Below are 16262 nucleotides of genomic sequence, written 5' to 3'. Positions count from 1 at the left end.
ACGTGGCGCGGTGGATGGTCGAGCGCGGCGCGCGGCGGCTTTACCTCGTCGGGCGGCGCGAGCCGCTGGAGCCGGTGCAGGCCGCGCTGCGCGAGCTCGCAGAGGCGGGAGCAGAGGTCGTACCGATGCAGGCGGACGTGGCCGACGACGCGGCGCTCGGCCGGGTGCTGGACGCGATCTCCGCCAGCGGTCTTCCGCTGCGCGGCGTGGTGCACGCCGCCGGCGTGCTCGACGACGGCGTGCTGGAGCAGCAGAGCGCGGAGCGCCTCGCGCGGGTGATGGCGCCGAAGATCGCGGGCGCGTGGAACCTGCACCGCCGCACGCGGGCGCTCGATCTCGATCTGTTCGTGCTCTTCTCCTCGGGCGCGTCGCTGCTGGGGGCGGCCGGGCAAGGCAACTACGCGGCGGCGAACGCCTTCCTCGACGCCCTTTCGCACCACCGGCGGGCCCTGGGGCTCGTGGGGCTCAGCATCAACTGGGGCGCCTGGGCCGGCGCCGGGATGGCGGGCGGGGTGAAGGCGTCCGCGCAGCGACGTCAGGGGACCCGCGGCGTGGGAGCGATCCCGCCGGCGGAGGGGCTCAGGTGGCTCGAGCGGCTCCTGGCCGAGGGCGCGACCCAGGCCGCGGTGCTGCCTGTCACCCGGTGGTCGCTGGACCTCGAGCAGCACCCTGCCGGAGCGCCGCCCGTGCTGGCCGAGCTCGTTCGCGAGGATCGCCGCGACGGCGCGGCCGGCGCGGATCGCGAAGATCTCCGCCGAAGGCTCGCGGAGGCTCCGGCGCCCGCGCGCCGCGGGTTGATCGACGCCTTCGTGAAGGAGCAGGTCGCCGCGATCCTCGGGCTCGGGCCCGCGCACCCGCTCGAGATCCGGCAGCGGCTCTTCGATCTGGGGCTCGACTCGCTGATGGCCGTCGAGCTCCGAGGCCGCCTCCAGCGCCACGTGGGCCGCGCGCTCCCCTCGACGCTGCTGTTCGACTACCCGACGGTCGAGGCGCTGACCGGCTACCTGGCCGACGAGGTGCTCGCGATCCCGGTCGCCCCGGCGCCTTCCGCGGCCGTGCCCGCCCCCGCGACCGACGAGAGGGGAGCGCGGATCGAGAGGCTGAAGGAGATGTCCGAGGGCGAGCTCTCGGAGCTCCTGCTGGAGAAGCTCGATGCGATCAAGAAGAGGTTGAAGTGAGCCAGAGCAAGCAGGACCAAAGCACGGCGCTGCTCCGCGCGCTCGTCGTCATCGAGGAGCTGGAGGCGCGGCTCGCGTCCGTCGAGCGCGCGCGGACCGAGCCCGTCGCCGTGATCGGGACGAGCTGCCGCATGCCGCTCGGCGCCGACAGCCCGGAGGCCTTCTGGGAGCTGCTCCGCGAGGGCGTGGACGCCACGAGCGACATCCCCTCCGACCGGTGGGACGTGGAGGGGTTCTTCGATCCAGACCCGCAGCAGCCGGGCAAGAGCTACACCCGCCGGGGCAGCTTCCTGCGCTCCGTCGACCAGTTCGATCCATCCTTCTTCGGGATCTCGCCGCGCGAGGCGCAGAGCCTCGATCCCCAGCAGCGCCTGCTGCTCGAGGTGAGCTGGGAGGCGCTCGAGCGGGCAGGGCAATCCCCGGACGCCCTGTTCGGGAGCTCGACCGGCGTGTTCATCGGGATGATGAGCAACGACTACGCCCACCTGATCAGCGCGGCGCAGACGCGCGGCGGGAGCGACGGGTACGCCGCGAGCGGGAACGAGTTCAGCTTTGCCGCGGGCCGCCTCTCGTATGTGCTCGGCCTGCAGGGCCCTTCGATGGTGGTGACCACCGCGTGCTCGTCGTCGCTCGTGGCGATCCATCTGGCCTGCCAGAGCCTGCGAAACGGCGAGTGCCGCGTGGCCCTCGCGGGCGGCGCGAGCTTGATGCTGTCGCCCGATCCATGGGCCGCGCTCTCGCGGCTCCGGGCGCTCGCGCCGGACGGTCGGTGCAAGACGTTCGACGCGTCTGCGGACGGCTACGGCCGGGGCGAGGGGTGCGGGGTGGTGGTGCTCAAGCGCCTGTCGGATGCGCTGGCGGACGGCGACAACGTCCTCGCGATCCTCCGAGGCTCGGCGGTCAACCATGACGGGCCGAGCGGTGGGCTGACGGTGCCCAACGGGGTGGCGCAGCGGGCGCTGATCCGGCGGGCGCTGGAGGCCGCGGGGGTGGAAGCGTCGCAGGTGAGCTACGTCGAGGCGCATGGCACGGGCACGTCGCTCGGGGACCCGATCGAGCTGAACGCGCTGGGTGAGGTGTTCGGGCCGGGTCGCTCGCCGGAGCGGCCGCTGTGGGTGGGAGCGGTCAAGGCGAACATCGGGCACCTGGAGGCGGCGGCGGGGGTGGCGGGGGTGCTGAAGGTGGCGCTGGCGATGCAGCACGGAGAGCTGCCCGCGCAGCCGCACCTGCGGCAGCCGAGCCCGCACGTGGCGTGGTCGGAGCTGCCGGTGCGGGTGCCGATGGAGCGGACGCGGTGGCCTTCGGCGAAAGGCGAGCGGCGCGTAGCAGGGGTGAGCTCGTTCGGAATGAGCGGGATCAACGCGCACGTGGTGCTGGAAGAGGCGCCGGAACGGCCGGAGGTGAAGGAGGCCGGAGCGGAGCGTCCGGCGCAGCTGCTGTGCATCTCGGCGAAGCGGGAGGAGGCGTTGCGCGCACTGGCGGGGCGGTACGCGGAGCACCTCGGGTCGCACCCGGACGAGAAGCTCGGGGACGTGGGCTTCACGGCGCACACGGGCAGAGCGCACTTCGCGCACCGGCTGTCGGTGGTGGCGTCGTCCCGGGCCCAGATGCAGGAGCGGCTCAGTGCGTTGGCGCGTGGCGAGCCAGCGGAGCAGGCGGAGCAGGGGCGGGTGGAGCGGGCGGAGGGGCCTCGCGTGGCGTTCCTGTTCACGGGCCAGGGCTCGCAATACGTGGGGATGGGGCGAGAGCTGTTCGCGACAGAGCCTGTGTTCCGGCGGGCGATCGAGGAGTGCGACGCGCTGTTGCGTGGGCACCTGGAGAGGCCGCTGATCGAAGTGCTGTATCCGTCGGAGGGGCAGGCGAGCCCGCTGGACGAGACGGGGTACACGCAACCCGCGCTGTTCGCGGTGGAGTATGCGCTGAGCGCGCAGTGGAAGGCGTGGGGGATAGAGCCGATTGCGGTGCTTGGGCACAGCGTGGGCGAGTACGTGGCGGCGTGCGTTGCGGGGGTGATGGGGCTGGAGCAGGGGCTCGAGCTCATCGCGATGCGGGGGCGTCTGATGCAGGCGCTGCCGAAGCAGGGAGCGATGGCGGCGCTGTTCGCGGACGAGGCGACGGTGGCAGAGGCGGTGAGTCCGTACGCGGCGGAGGTGTCGGTCGCGGCGGTGAACGGGCCGTTGGAGACGGTGGTGTCGGGGGCGCGCGGGGCGGTGACGGCGGTGGTGGAGGCGTTAGAGGCGCGCGGGGTCAAGAGCCGTTGGCTGAACGTATCGCACGCGTTCCACTCGCCGCTGATGGGGCCGATGGTGGAGGCGTTCGAGCGGGCGGCGTCGAAGGTGAAGCTTGGGCTACCGCAGCGGAAGCTGATCGCAAACGTGACGGGGAGAGCGGCGGGCGAGGAAGTGACGCAGGCGTCGTACTGGTCGAGGCATGTGCGGGCGCCTGTGCGGTTCATGGAGGGGATACGGGCGCTGCAGGAGGCTGGAGCGGAAGCGTTCGTGGAGGTGGGGCCGAGCCCTGTGCTCTCGGCGATGGGACGGCGATGCGTGCCAGAGGGGGTAGGGGTTTGGCTGCCGTCGTTGCGGCCGAAGCGCTCGGATTGCGCGCAGATGCTGGAGAGCCTTGGGGCGCTGTACGTGCGAGGCGCGAAGGTGGACTTCGCGGGCTTCGACCGCGACCGGGCCCGGCGCAAGCTCGTGCTGCCCACGTACCCCTTCCAGCGCCGTCGATGCTGGATCGACCCGCCTTCCGTCACCAAGAACGGCGCGGTCGCGCCGGCCAGCGCCGATACGTCGGTTGCCCGCTACTACGATGCGCTCTCCACGGTGGACGCGGGCGACGCGCCCGAGAGGGATTCGCTCGAGCAGGCCTACCTCACCTTCCCGCCGTTCCGAGAGGCTGTTCCGGAGTTCTCCTGGCTCCGGACCATGGCTCGCCCGCGAATGCACGCGGCGGATTTCGCGCGCGTCAGCGCCGCCCAGCGCGAAATGCGGCAGGTCGCGTTCCGGCACGTCGATTTCCTTTCCTGCTCCAAGGTGCTCGACTTCGGGTGCGGCCACGCCGCGGATCTCATCGCGCTCGCGGAGCAGCACCCGCACCTCGAGCTCCACGGCTACACGATCTCCCCGGAGCAGGCCCGGATCGGTCATCGAAAGCTCCGCGCCCGCAGGCTCGAAGATCGCGTGAAAATCTTCAACTGCGACAGCACGCGGCACGACTTCCCGTCGCAGTACGACGTGATCCTCGGGTTCGAGGTGGCCGCGCACATCGCGGACAAAGACGCGCTCTTCGCGAACGTCAGCCGGCACCTCCAGCAGGGCGGCTTCGTCGTGATGGCGGACTTCGTCTCCAACGGCGCGTCGTCCATCGTGCACGAGGAGACGTCGTCGTACCTCGTGACCCGGGACGAGTGGTGCGACCTGTTCGCGCGCTACCGGCTCAGCGTGGCCGAGTGCGTGGACGTCAGCCGCGAGGTCGGGAACTTCTTCCACGACGAGCGCCTGGAAGAGCGCTTCGCCGAGGTCGGTCCGGGGCTCGATCCGCTCGTCCTCCAGAGCTTCCGGTCGTACGCGAACCTCGGCCGGATGCTCGAAAAGAAGCTCGTGAGCTACGTCCTCCTGGTCCTGCGCAAGGACGGCTACGCGCGCGCAGAGCACGTCTCCCGCGCCGCCCGGGGCCGGATGAGCGCGCCGCTCCCGTATGCCGCGGCGGCCTGGGGTGAGGAGATGCCCGCCGCGCTCGAGAACGGCGCGCTCCACCCGCTCTCCGCCGGCGCGCGGGCCGAAGCCTCGCTCGACGCTGGGGTGTACGCGGTCGAGTGGTCGCCGCTGGAGTACCGCGCGGCATCGCCGCGGCCCGCGTCGGAGAGCCCGGGCTCGTGGCTCGTCGTCGCCGATCGCGGGGGTGTGGGCGCCCGCCTCGCGAGCTTGCTGGAGGCGAAGGGCGAGCGCTGCGATCTCGTCCGTCCGAGCGACGCCGCGCGCTGCGAGCGGCTCGCGGAGATCCTCCGGGACGCGGCGCATAGGGACGATCGACCTCTCCGCGGGCTCCTGCACCTCGGGAGCCTCGACGCGGGGACGGCGGAGCCAGCCTCGACGGAGGCGCTCGACGCGGCGCAAGCGATGGGCTGCGTGAGCCTGCTCGCGTCGATCCAGGCGCTCGCGGACGTGCCGGAGGCTCGCTCCGCCCGGCTCTGGGCCGTCACGCGCGGCGCGCAGCCGGTCTCCGGCGCAGGTCCGGCGATCGCTGCGGCGCCGGTATGGGGGCTCGGGCGGGTGGCGGCGCTCGAATACCCCGAGCAGTGGGGCGGGCTCCTGGATCTGGCGCCGGAGGCGTCCGACGCCGACGCGGCGCTGCTGCTCGACGTCATCGAGCGCCCCGACGGCGAGGATCAGATCGCCTTCCGGGGCGGCCAGCGTCATGTCGCCCGGCTCGCGCGGCAAGCCGTCCAGGAGGCGCCGCAGGTCGAGGTGAGAGCCGACGCGATCTACCTGATCACGGGCGGGCTCGGCGCGCTCGGCCTCGCGGTGGCGCGATGGCTCTTCGCGCGCGGCGCGAGGCACCTCACGCTGGTCGGACGCCGCGGGCTGCCGCCGCGCGACATGTGGGCCGATCTGCCGCCGGATCACCCGCTCCAGCCGGCGATCTCTGCCGTCCGCGCCCTCGAGGTGGAGGGGACGAGCGTGCGGGTGATCGCCGCCGACGTGGGGGACGAAGCGCGGATGACCGAGCTCTTCGCGTCGCTGCGCGCAGAGGAGCTCCCGCTGCGCGGCATCGTGCACGCCGCGGGCTTCGCGGACACACGGCCGATCCCGGCGCTCGACGAGGGCGCCGTCGAGGCGGTGCTCCGCGCCAAGGTGAGGGGCGCGTGGCTCCTCGATCGGCTCGCGCGCGGCGCGCCCCTCGACTTCTTCGTCTCGTTCTCGTCGATCGCGTCCGTCTGGGGCTCGGCGGGGATGGCGCACTACGCCGCGGCCAACGCCTTTCTGGACGCCCTGGCGCACGCGCGCCGGCGCGAGGGCCGGCCCTACGTCAGCGTGAACTGGGGGCCCTGGGCGGACGGAGGCATGGCCTCGCCCGAGCTCCTGGCGGAGCTCGAGCGGATCGGGATCACTGCCCTCTCGCCTGGAGACGCCCTCGCGATGCTGGAGCGCCTCGCCGGAGGCGACGTCGCGCAGGCGGTGGTAGCCCGGGTCGACCTTCGCGTCTTCAAGGCGATCCAGGAGGCGATGCGGCGGCGGCCGCTGTTCGAGCGCCTCGAGGTCGAAGGCGCGCCTCGCGAGCCGGCGCCCGCGGCCGGCGAGGAGGATGGCCTGTGGCGCCACCTGTCCGAGGCGCCCCCGCGGGCGCGCTCCGCGATGGTGGTGGAGCACGTCCGCTCGCTGGTGGTGAAGATCATGAAGCTCGAACCCTTGGACCCCATCGATCCGCGCCGCCCGCTCCGCGAGCTCGGCCTCGACTCGTTGATGGCGGTCGAGCTCCGGAACCTCGTCGAGCGCTCCACCGGCCGTCGCTTCTCCGCGACGCTCCTCATCGACTATCCGACGCTCGAGGCGCTCTCACGGAGGGTCGCGGAGGAGCTGCTCGGGCCCGAGGTCGGGTCGGACGGGCGCGATGCGAAGCCACGGGGAGCCGGGCCGCCTCCGCCGGAGGCCGCGGCCGATCTCGACGCTCTTTCGGAAGAGCAGATGGCCGCCGCGCTCGCGGAGGAGCTCGCCGCGATGCGGACTCTCAGGCTGAGCACATGAGCACTCCGGTCGATCGCATCGATTACCGCGGGCTCCTCAAGGAGGCGACCCTCGAGCTCCGGGAGATGCGCGCCCGCTACGAGGCCCTGCAGCGCGCCCGCACCGAGCCCATCGCCATCGTCGGCATGGCCTGCCGCTTCCCGGGCGCCGACGACCCCGAGGCGTTCTGGCGGCTGCTGCGCGACGGCACGGACGCGATCCGCGAGGTCCCGCCCGAGCGCTGGGACGTCGACGCCTACTACGACCCCGACCCCGGGACGCCGGGGAAGATGTACACCCGCCAAGGCGGCTTCCTCGACGGCATCGATCGCTTCGACGCTGCGTTCTTCGAGATCGCGCCGCGCGAGGCCGCGAGCGTCGATCCGCAGCAGCGCCTGCTCCTGGAGGTCGCCTGGGAGGCGCTGGAGCGCGCCGGCCGCGCGCCGGACCAGCTCGCGGGCACCGAGACGGGCGTGTTCGTCGGGATCAGCAACACCGACTACGCGCAGCTCTGCATCGGCGGCGGAGATCCGACCCGGATCGACGCATACCTGCCGACCGGCACCATGTTCAGCGTCGCCGCAGGTCGTCTTTCCTACGTGCTCGGCCTGCACGGGCCCTGCATCGCGATCGACACCGCCTGCTCGTCGTCGCTCGTCGCGATCCACCTGGCCTGCCAGAGCCTGCGCAGCGGTGAGTGCCGCGTGGCGCTCGCCGGGGGGGTGAACCTCATCACCTCGCCGCTCTCCACCGTCGCCGTCTCGCAGCTGCGCATGATGGCCCCGGACGGCCGCTGCAAGACGTTCGACGCCGCGGCCGACGGCTACGTGCGCGGCGAGGGGTGCGGTGTCCTCGTGCTCGAGCGCCTCTCCGACGCGCTCGCCAACAGGAGCCCCATCCTCGCCGTCGTCCGGGGCTCGGCGGTCAACCACGACGGGCGCAGCGGCGGGCTCACCGCTCCGAACGGCCCGGCCCAGGAGGCGGTCATCCGCCGCGCGCTCGCGAGCGGCGGCGTTTCGCCCGCGGAGGTGAGCTACGTCGAGGTGCACGGAACCGGCACGTCGCTCGGCGATCCGGTCGAGGTGGGCGCGCTCCGGGCGGCGCTGCGCCACGGGCGCTCACCGGAGCAGCCGCTCTGGCTCGGATCGGTCAAGACCAACCTGGGGCACCTCGAGTCGGCGGCGGGCATCGCCGGCTTGATGAAGGTGGCGCTCGCCTTCCAGCACCGCGAGATCCCGCCCCACCTGCACCTCAAGGAGCTCAGCCCTCACATCACGCTCGACGACATCCCGGCGTCCGTCCCGACGCAGCGGACCGCCTGGGAGGTCTCTGTCGGGCGGCGCATCGCCGGCGTCAGCTCGTTTGGCTTCGGGGGGACCAACGCGCATGCCGTGCTGGAAGAGGCGCCGGCGACGGCGGAGGAGGCGCCCTCGGCGGAGCGCCCACCGCACCTCCTTTGCCTGTCGGCCAAGCAGCCGGAGGCGCTCGAGGCCCTGGCCCTGCGCTACGCCGCGCACCTCGAACAGCACCCCGCGGAGCGGCTCTCCGACGTCTGCTACACCGCGGGCGTCGGGCGCGCCCACTTCGCGCAGCGGCTCGCGATCGTCGCGGACACGCACAGGGAGATGCGCGAGGCGCTCGATGCGTTCGCCCGCGGGGCGCTCGGAGCCGGCGCGGCGCGGGGCGAGGCGCCGATCGAGGGGCCTGCCCGGGTCGTGTTCCTCTTCTCGGGCCACGGCTCTCAATGGGCAGGCATGGGACGAACGCTCCTCGACGAGGAGCCCGCCTTCCGCAACATGATCGAGGCGTGCGACGCCGTGATCCAGCGCGACGCGGGCTTCTCGGTCCTGGACGCGATCTGCGCCGATGAGCGGAGCGCGCGGCTCGATCCGATCGACGTCGGCCAGCCTGCGCTGTTCGCCCTCCAGGTAGCGCTCGCGGCGCTGTGGCGATCGTGGGGCGTCGAGCCCTGGGCGATCCTGGGGCACGGCGCGGGCGAAGTGGCCGCGGCGCATGTCGCCGGAGCGCTCACGCTGGAGGACGCCGCGCGGATCATCTGCCGGTGGAGCCGGCTGCTCCGCCAGGTGAGCGGGAAGGACGCCACGATCCTGCCCGAGCTCCCGACGGAGAAGAGAGAGGCGCTGGGCGCGGAGCTCTCCGCCGCGCTGCGCGGGATCGCTCCGAAGAGGGCGAGCCTGTCGATGCGCTCGACGGTGACGGGAGAGCTCGCGCACGGAGAGGAGCTCGGCGCGGCGTACTGGGCGAGGAGCCTCTGCGGCCCCCTGCTGCTCGAGCGCGCGACGCACGCTTCGATCGAAGGCGGCACCACGGTGTTCCTCGAGGTGAGCCCCCATCCCATCCTCGCGCCGGCCATCGACGAGACCCTGCGCGAAAGGAAGCGGAAAGGGGCGGTGATCGCCTCGCTGCGGCGGCACGCCGACGAGCGGCGGAGCTTGCTCCAGGCGCTCGGCGCGCTCTACGCCCACGGGGGCGTCGTGGACTTCCAGCGGATCCATCCGGAGGGCCGCGTCGTCGTGCTGCCGACCTATCCGTGGCTGCGGGAGCGCTACTGGGTCGATGTCGAGCGCTCGTCCGGGGGCCGTCCAGGGCCGCGGGGCGCCGGGGAAGCCTCGCCGTTCCTCCTGCAGAGGTGGCGGCGCGCGGAGCTGCAGGCCGCGCCGGAGGTGCCGGCGTCGAACGGGTCCTGGCTGCTCCTCTCGGGCGAAGCGGGGCTGGCGAGCGAGGTGCAGTCGCTCCTCGAGGCGCGTGGAGAGACGGTGGTGCGCGCCGGGCTGCAGGGCCCGCAGCAGGGCAACGAGCGCGGCTGCACGCTGGATCCAGCGGCTCCGGCAAGCTTCGATTCCCTGCTGCGCGACGCCTTTCCTGGCAATGCCCCCCGCCGCGGCGTGATCCATCTGGGGAGCCTCGACGGCCCCGCGCCGGAGCCGATCACCGCGGCGTCCCTCGACGCCGCGCAGACGCGCGGCTCCGGCTGCGCGCTGCACATCGTGCAGGCGCTCGCCCGCGCAGGCTTTCGCGATATGCCGCGCCTCTTCCTCGTCTCGCGGGGGACGCAGGCGATCGACGGCGAGCCCCGCGACGTCGCGGTCGCGCACGCGCCGCTCTGGGGCCTCGGGCGCACCGTCGCCCTCGAGCACCCCGAGCTCCGGTGCACGCGCATCGACCTGGACCCCGCGGGCTCCGCGGGCGAGGCCGAGGCCCTGGTTCGAGAGATCCTCTCGGAGCGATGGGAAGAGGAGGTCGCGCTGCGGGCCGAGCGCCGCTACGTCGGCGCGCTGTCGCGGCTGTCCGATGAGGAGGTGCGCGGGGCGGAGCAGGGCGGCGCGCGGCCTGCCGTTCGCGCCGACGCCACGTACCTGATCACCGGCGGCCTGGGGGGCCTCGGCCTGCTCGCCGCGAAGTGGCTCTCGGACGCGGGAGCGAAGCACCTCGTGCTCGTGGGGCGGCAGGGGGTGACCTCGGACGCGCAGGCCGCGGCGATCGCCGCCCTGGAGTCGACCGGCGTCGAAGTGACGGTGGCGAAGGCCGACGTCGCCGATCCGGCGGAGCTCGCCGCGCTCGTGCGCGACGTGAGGGCGCGCCTGCCAGAGCTCCGCGGCGTGCTCCACACCGCCGGCGTGCTGGATGACGGGCTCCTCATCAACCAGGACATGGAGCGCTTCCGCAAGGTGTTCGCGCCGAAGGTGCTCGGCGCGTGGAACCTTCATGCGGCGACGCAAGACGCGCCGCTCGATTTCTTCGTCCTCTACTCGTCGTCGGCGTCGCTCTTCGGCCCGCCTGGCATCGGGAACTACGTGGCCGCGAACGTCTTTCTGGACGCGCTGGCCCACCATCGCCGGCGCCGCGGGCTGCCTGCGTTGAGCATCAACTGGGGGCTCTTCGCCGGCGTCGGCATGGGGATCACGGCCGAGCGCGAGGGGCGCATGACGCAGCGAGGGTGGCGCAGCATCACGCCCGAGGAGGGCAAGGAGCTCTTCCTCCGCCTGCTCTCCGTGGATCGCGCGCAGATGGGCGTCGTGCACTTCGACGCGCGGCACTGGGTCGACCTCCACCCTCTGGTGGCCTCCTCGGAGCGCCTGTCCTCGATCGTGGCGGAGGCCCGCGCCGCCGCGGCTGGAGCCCGCGCCGCCGCGCCGCAGATCGCCGCGCTCGTGCGCGCGCTCCGCGAAGCGGCGCCGGACGAGCGCCGGCGGAGGGTCGAGAAGCTCGTGCGCGAGCAGGTGGCCGCGGCGCTGCGGATCGACGGCGCCCGCGTCGACGCGCGGACGCCCTTCAGGACGCTCGGGTTCGACTCGATCATGGGCCTCGAGCTGCGCAACGGCCTCGAGTCCGCGCTCGGGCTCAGGCTCTCGGCGACGCTGATATGGACCTATCCGACGGTCGCCGCGCTCTCGGAGCAGCTCGCCATCGAGCTCGATCCCGTCGATTCACCGAGCCCGGACGCGAAAGCCGGGCCTCTCGACCGCTCGCCGCCGGCCGACGCGGCCCTCGAGGTCCATGCCTCGGACGACGATCTGCTCGCGGCCTTCGACGCATCGATGAGCAGGATCGAGAGGGGACGCAAAGGATGACCACGGCCCTGCTGGAGGAGTACCGGGCGCGCCTGCGCAAGGCGATGGTCAAGCTCGGCGAGCTGGAGGCCGAGCTCGAGGCGACGCGGCGAGCGACGGCCGAGCCGATCGCGATCATCGGCGTCGGATGCCGCTTCCCGGGGGGTGCGACCAGCCCAGAGGCGTTCTTCCGGCTGCTGGAGCGGGGCGCGGACGCGGTCGCCGAGGTGCCCAGCGAGCGCTTTCGCCTGGGCGCCTCCGCCGCTGATTCCGCCGATCCCGGGGCGAGGGCGGCGCGCTGGGGCGCGTTCTTGAAGGAGGACGTCGGCCTCTTCGATGCGGCCTTCTTCGGTATCGCTCCCCGGGAGGCGCGGGCGATGGACCCGCAGCAGCGGCTCCTGCTCGAGGTCGCGTGGGAGGCGCTGGAGCGCGCCGGACAGGTCCCGGAGGAGCTGTTCGGCGGCCGGGTCGGCGTCTTTGTCGGCACGTCGATGACCGATTACGCCGAGCTCAGCGGCGCCAGCATCTCCGAATCGGGTGACTTCTATACGGTCACCGGGACGGGACACTGCTTCGCGGCGGGCAGGCTGTCCTATGCGTTCGGGTTCCAGGGGCCGAGCATGATCGTCGACACGGCCTGCTCGTCCTCGCTGGTGGCGGTTCACCTCGCCTGCCAGAGCCTGCGGAGCGGCGACAGCGCGCTGGCCCTGGCCGGCGGCGTGAACCTCATCCTCTCGGCCACGCCGATGCGGCTCCTGGCGAGGAGCCAGGTGCTCTCGCCGGACGGCCGCTGCAAGGTGTTCGACGCCGGGGCGAACGGCTTCGTGCGTGGAGAGGGGTGCGGGATGATCGTGCTGAAGCGCCTGTCGGACGCGCAGCGCGACGGCGACCCGGTCCTCGCCCTGATCCGCGGATCGGCGGTGAACCAGGACGGCCGGTCCACCGGCATGACGGCGCCCAACGTGCTGTCGCAGAAGGCGCTGCTGCACAAGGCCCTCGAGAACGCGCGGACGGCGGCCTCGTCGCTCGGGTACGTCGAGACGCACGGGACGGGGACGTCGCTCGGCGATCCGATCGAGCTCGAGGCGCTCAAGGCCGTGCTCGGAGCGCCGCACGCGGACGGCTCGACGTGCGTCCTCGGCGCGGTGAAGACCAACATCGGACACCTCGAGGCGGCGGCCGGCGTGGCAGGGTTGATCAAGGCGGTGCTCTGCCTGGAGCGCGAGATCGTCCCGCGGAACCTGCACTTCAGGGCGCTGAACCCCCGGATCACGCTGGAAGGGACGCCCTTCACCATCCCCACGGCGCCCGTCCCCTGGAAGCGCGGAGAGAAGCCGCGGCTCGCGGGCGTGAGCTCGTTCGGGCTGAGCGGGACGAACGCGCATGTCATCGTGGAAGAAGCGCCCGCGCTGGCGCCTGCGGCGGACGCGCAGGAGGCGTCGAGCTACCTCCTGCCGCTGTCGGCGAGGAGCCCGGAGGCGCTCTCGGCTCTCGCGAGGCTGTACCGCGAGGCCCTGGTCGCCGAGGCGTCCCAGGAGGGCGGGGCGCGCCTGCACGACATCGCGTACACGGCGAGCGCGCGGCGCGGTCACCACGAGCACCGGCTGGCCGTGGTAGGGCGCGGCCGAGCGGAGGTGGCCGCGGCGCTCTCCGCGTTCGAGCAGGGTGAGCCGCCGGCGGGCGCGGTCAGCGGCACGGTGCCTCCGGGGGGGCTGGGCCGCGTCGCCTTCGTCTTCTCGGGGCAGGGCTCCCAGTGGGTCGGGATGGGGCGCTCGCTCCTCGCCGAGGAGCCCGTGTTCCGCGCCGCGATCGAGGCCTGCGACGCGCTCGTCCAGCGGCACGCGGGCTTCTCGTTGCTCGAGGCGCTCGCCGCGCCGGAGGCGAGCTCGCGCCTGAACGAGACCGAGGTCGCGCAGCCTGCCTTGTTCGCGATCCAGGTCGCTCTGTCGGATCTGCTGAGGTCGTGGGGCGTCACCCCGGACGCGGTGGTGGGCCACAGCGTCGGCGAGGCGGCGGCGGCCTACGTGGCCGGAGCGCTGAGCCTCGAGGAGGCGGTGCGGCTCGTCTGCCTGCGCGGACGCGTCATGCAGAAGGCGACGGGGCTCGGGAAGATGGCCTCGGTCGCGCTCGGCCCCGAGGACGGGGCGCGCGCCCTCCAGGGCTGCGAGGGCCGGCTTTCGATCGCGGCGATCAACGATCCCGGCTCGGTGGTGCTCTCCGGAGAGGCCGCGCCGCTCGAGGATCTCCTGGAGCGGCTCCGAGGGCAGGGCGTGCTCTGCCGGATGCTGCGCGTGAACTACGCGTTCCACAGCCCGCAGATGGCGCCGCTGGAAGGCGAGCTCGCGCGCGCGCTGGGGCGGCTCGCGCCGCGCCGGGCGGCGATCGCGATGTACAGCACGGTGACAGGCGCGCAGATCGAGGGCGAGTCGCTCGATTCCGGGTACTTTGCTCGGGGCATCCGGGCGCCGGTGCTGTTCGCGCAGGCGGTGGAGGCCGCGGCTTCGGACGGCTGCCGGATCTTCGTCGAGGTCGGCCCGCACCCGGTGCTCGCGGTCAACCTGAGGCAGTGCCTCGGCGAGGGGCGCGGCGAGGATCGGAGCGTCACCACGCTGCGCCGCGGGCAAGACGAGCGGGAGAGCCTGCTGCGCGCGACAGGCGAGCTGTACGTCCGCGGCCAGACGGTCGCGTGGCCAGCGCTCTTCCCTCGGGGCGGCCGCACCGTGGCGCTGCCGACGTACCCCTGGCAGCGACAGCGGTACTGGCTCGAGACCCCCGGCGCGGCGCCGCGCGGCCAGGGGACGTCGCGGCCGGAGGCGACGGAGGGCTCGTTCGGCTCCGCGCCCGCGGACTGGCTCTACGAGGCCGAGTGGCGTCCGGCGCCGCTCTCGCCCTCGCGGCCTCCGGCGCCGGCGCACTGGGTCGTGGTCGCGGACGAGGGGACGACAGGAGACCGGCTGGCCGATGCGCTCGAAGCCGAGGGGGCGACCTGCTCGCGGATTCGCCCGGGGATCGCATCGGATCCGCAGGGGCAGGACGGGGCGCCCCCGGATCCGGCCTCCGCGGCGGCGCTCGGCGCGTGGTGGGCGGACCGGATCGCGGCGCGCGGACCGGTCCGCGGGGTCGTGTACCTCGCTGGCGTCGACGCTGTGCCGGAGGGAGGCGACGGTCTTTCCGCGGCGATCGCGCGGAGCGTGACCCGCGCGCTGGCCTGGGTGCAGGTGGTGGCCAGGAGCGAGCTCAGCCCGCCGCCGAAGCTCTGGCTCGTGAGCCGCGGGGCCGTCGCGGTGGCTCCGGGCGACGCCGTGCCGGCGCCGTGGCAGGCGCCGCTCTGGGGCCTCGGTCGGGTGCTTTCGCTCGAGCACCCGGAGGTATGGGGAGGGCTCGTCGACATGGCACCTTCGGCCGAGGACGGCGAAGCGGCCGCGCTGGCGGCCCACCTGCTCGCGTCCGACGGCGAAGATCAGATCGCCCTGCGAGGGGTCCAGCGCTACGCGGCACGCCTCGTGCGCGGCGCCCCTGGCGAAGGCGCGCGCGAGGTGGCGCTCGATCCCGGCGCGGCGTACCTCCTCACGGGTGAGCTCCGCGCGCCGACGCTCGACGTGGCGCGGTGGATGGTCGACCGCGGCGCGCGGCAGCTCTGCATCCTCGGGGCGGACGAGCCGGACGAGGGCGCCCAGGCCGCGCTGCGCGCGCTGGAAGCGAAGGGAGCGCGCGTCACGGCGATCCGGGCCGACGTCGCCGACGCCGCGGCGCTCGGGGAGGCGCTCGCCGCGCTCACGGCCGGCGGCTGCCCGCTGCGCGGCGTTGTGCACGCCGCGGGGGCGCTCGACGACGGGGTGCTGCTCCAGCAGAGCGCCGACCGCTTCGCTCGCGTCATGCGGCCCAAGGCGGAGGGGGCGTGGAACCTGCACCTCTGCACGCGCTCGCTCGACATCGACTTCTTCGTCCTGTTCTCGTCGGGCGCGTCCCTCCTGGGCGTGGAGGGGCAGGGCAACTACGCCGCGGCGAACGCCTTTCTGGATGCCCTCGCGCACCACCGCCGCGCCGCGGGGTTGCCCGCGCTCAGCATCAACTGGGGCGCGTGGGCGGGGACGGCGCTCGCCGAGGCGCTCGAGAGGCAGACGCTGCGCGGGCACGGAGCGCGGGGCGCGGGCGTGATCGCGCCCGCCGAAGGGCTGCGCTGGCTCGAGCGGCTCGTCGCCTCCGGCGCGGTCCAGGCCGCCGTGCTGCCGATCGACACATCCCGCCGCGCGGAGCCCGCGGACCACGGCGCTGTGCCTGCCCTGTTCGCCGAGCTCTCGCCGGAGGGGCGCGCGCCCGAGGCGGAGGCTCGTCCGGATCTGCACGCGCGCCTCTCGCAGGTCGCGCCGGGGGCCCGACGGGCGATGGTCGCGGAGCTCGTGCAGGGCGAGGTCGATCGCGTGCTGGGCATGGATCCTTCGCAGAAGGCGCCCCCGCAGCGGGGTTTCTTCGACATGGGCATGGACTCGCTCATGGCGGTCGAGCTGAAGAACCGGCTCCAGCGCGGCGTGGGGCGCCCGCTCGCCTCGATGGTCGTGTTCAGCCACCCGACCATCGAGGCGCTGACCGAGCACCTCGCGTCCTTGCTGCTCGGCGACGGCGCCCCCGCGCCCCCGCCGGAGCAGGCCGAGGCGCCCCTGCGAGCGGAGATGATCGACGAGGTGGAGCAGCTCTCGGACCACGAGATGACGGCGCTCATCGATCGCGAGCTGTCGAGCCTGCTTTCCGCATGAGGAGTGGGGTGAGTGATCCGCCGAACCCAGGAC

4 protein-coding genes are annotated in these 16262 nt (G+C 73.4%); all 4 read left to right on the top strand.

Going from position 1 to position 16262, the window contains the following annotated elements:
* Positions 1-2 precede the first annotated feature (2 nt).
* Genes POL72_RS00380 through POL72_RS00365 form a run of 4 tightly spaced genes read left to right on the top strand, consistent with a single transcriptional unit; the run spans position 3 to position 16229 of the window.
* Positions 3-1178, top strand: a complete 1176-nt coding sequence (locus POL72_RS00380) for a beta-ketoacyl reductase (protein ID WP_272092884.1) — start codon at positions 3-5, stop codon at positions 1176-1178.
* Complete coding sequence (locus POL72_RS00375; protein ID WP_272092883.1) at positions 1175-6925, top strand: type I polyketide synthase; 5751 nt, start codon at positions 1175-1177, stop codon at positions 6923-6925. The genes POL72_RS00380 and POL72_RS00375 overlap by 4 nt, the downstream gene beginning before the upstream one ends.
* Complete coding sequence (locus POL72_RS00370) at positions 6922-11496, top strand: type I polyketide synthase (protein ID WP_272092882.1); 4575 nt, start codon at positions 6922-6924, stop codon at positions 11494-11496. Before POL72_RS00375 ends, POL72_RS00370 begins: the two co-directional genes overlap by 4 nt.
* Positions 11493-16229, top strand: coding sequence for a type I polyketide synthase (locus POL72_RS00365; protein ID WP_272092881.1), 4737 nt, complete (start codon positions 11493-11495; stop codon positions 16227-16229). The genes POL72_RS00370 and POL72_RS00365 overlap by 4 nt, the downstream gene beginning before the upstream one ends.
* Positions 16230-16262 lie beyond the last annotated feature (33 nt).

The sequence above is a fragment of the Sorangium aterium genome, assembly GCF_028368935.1.
In the GTDB taxonomy this organism is placed as follows: domain Bacteria; phylum Myxococcota_A; class Polyangia; order Polyangiales; family Polyangiaceae; genus Sorangium; species Sorangium atrum.
The sequence above is the reverse complement of the archived record's forward strand: the minus strand, read 5'-3'. Positions and strand labels throughout refer to the sequence as shown.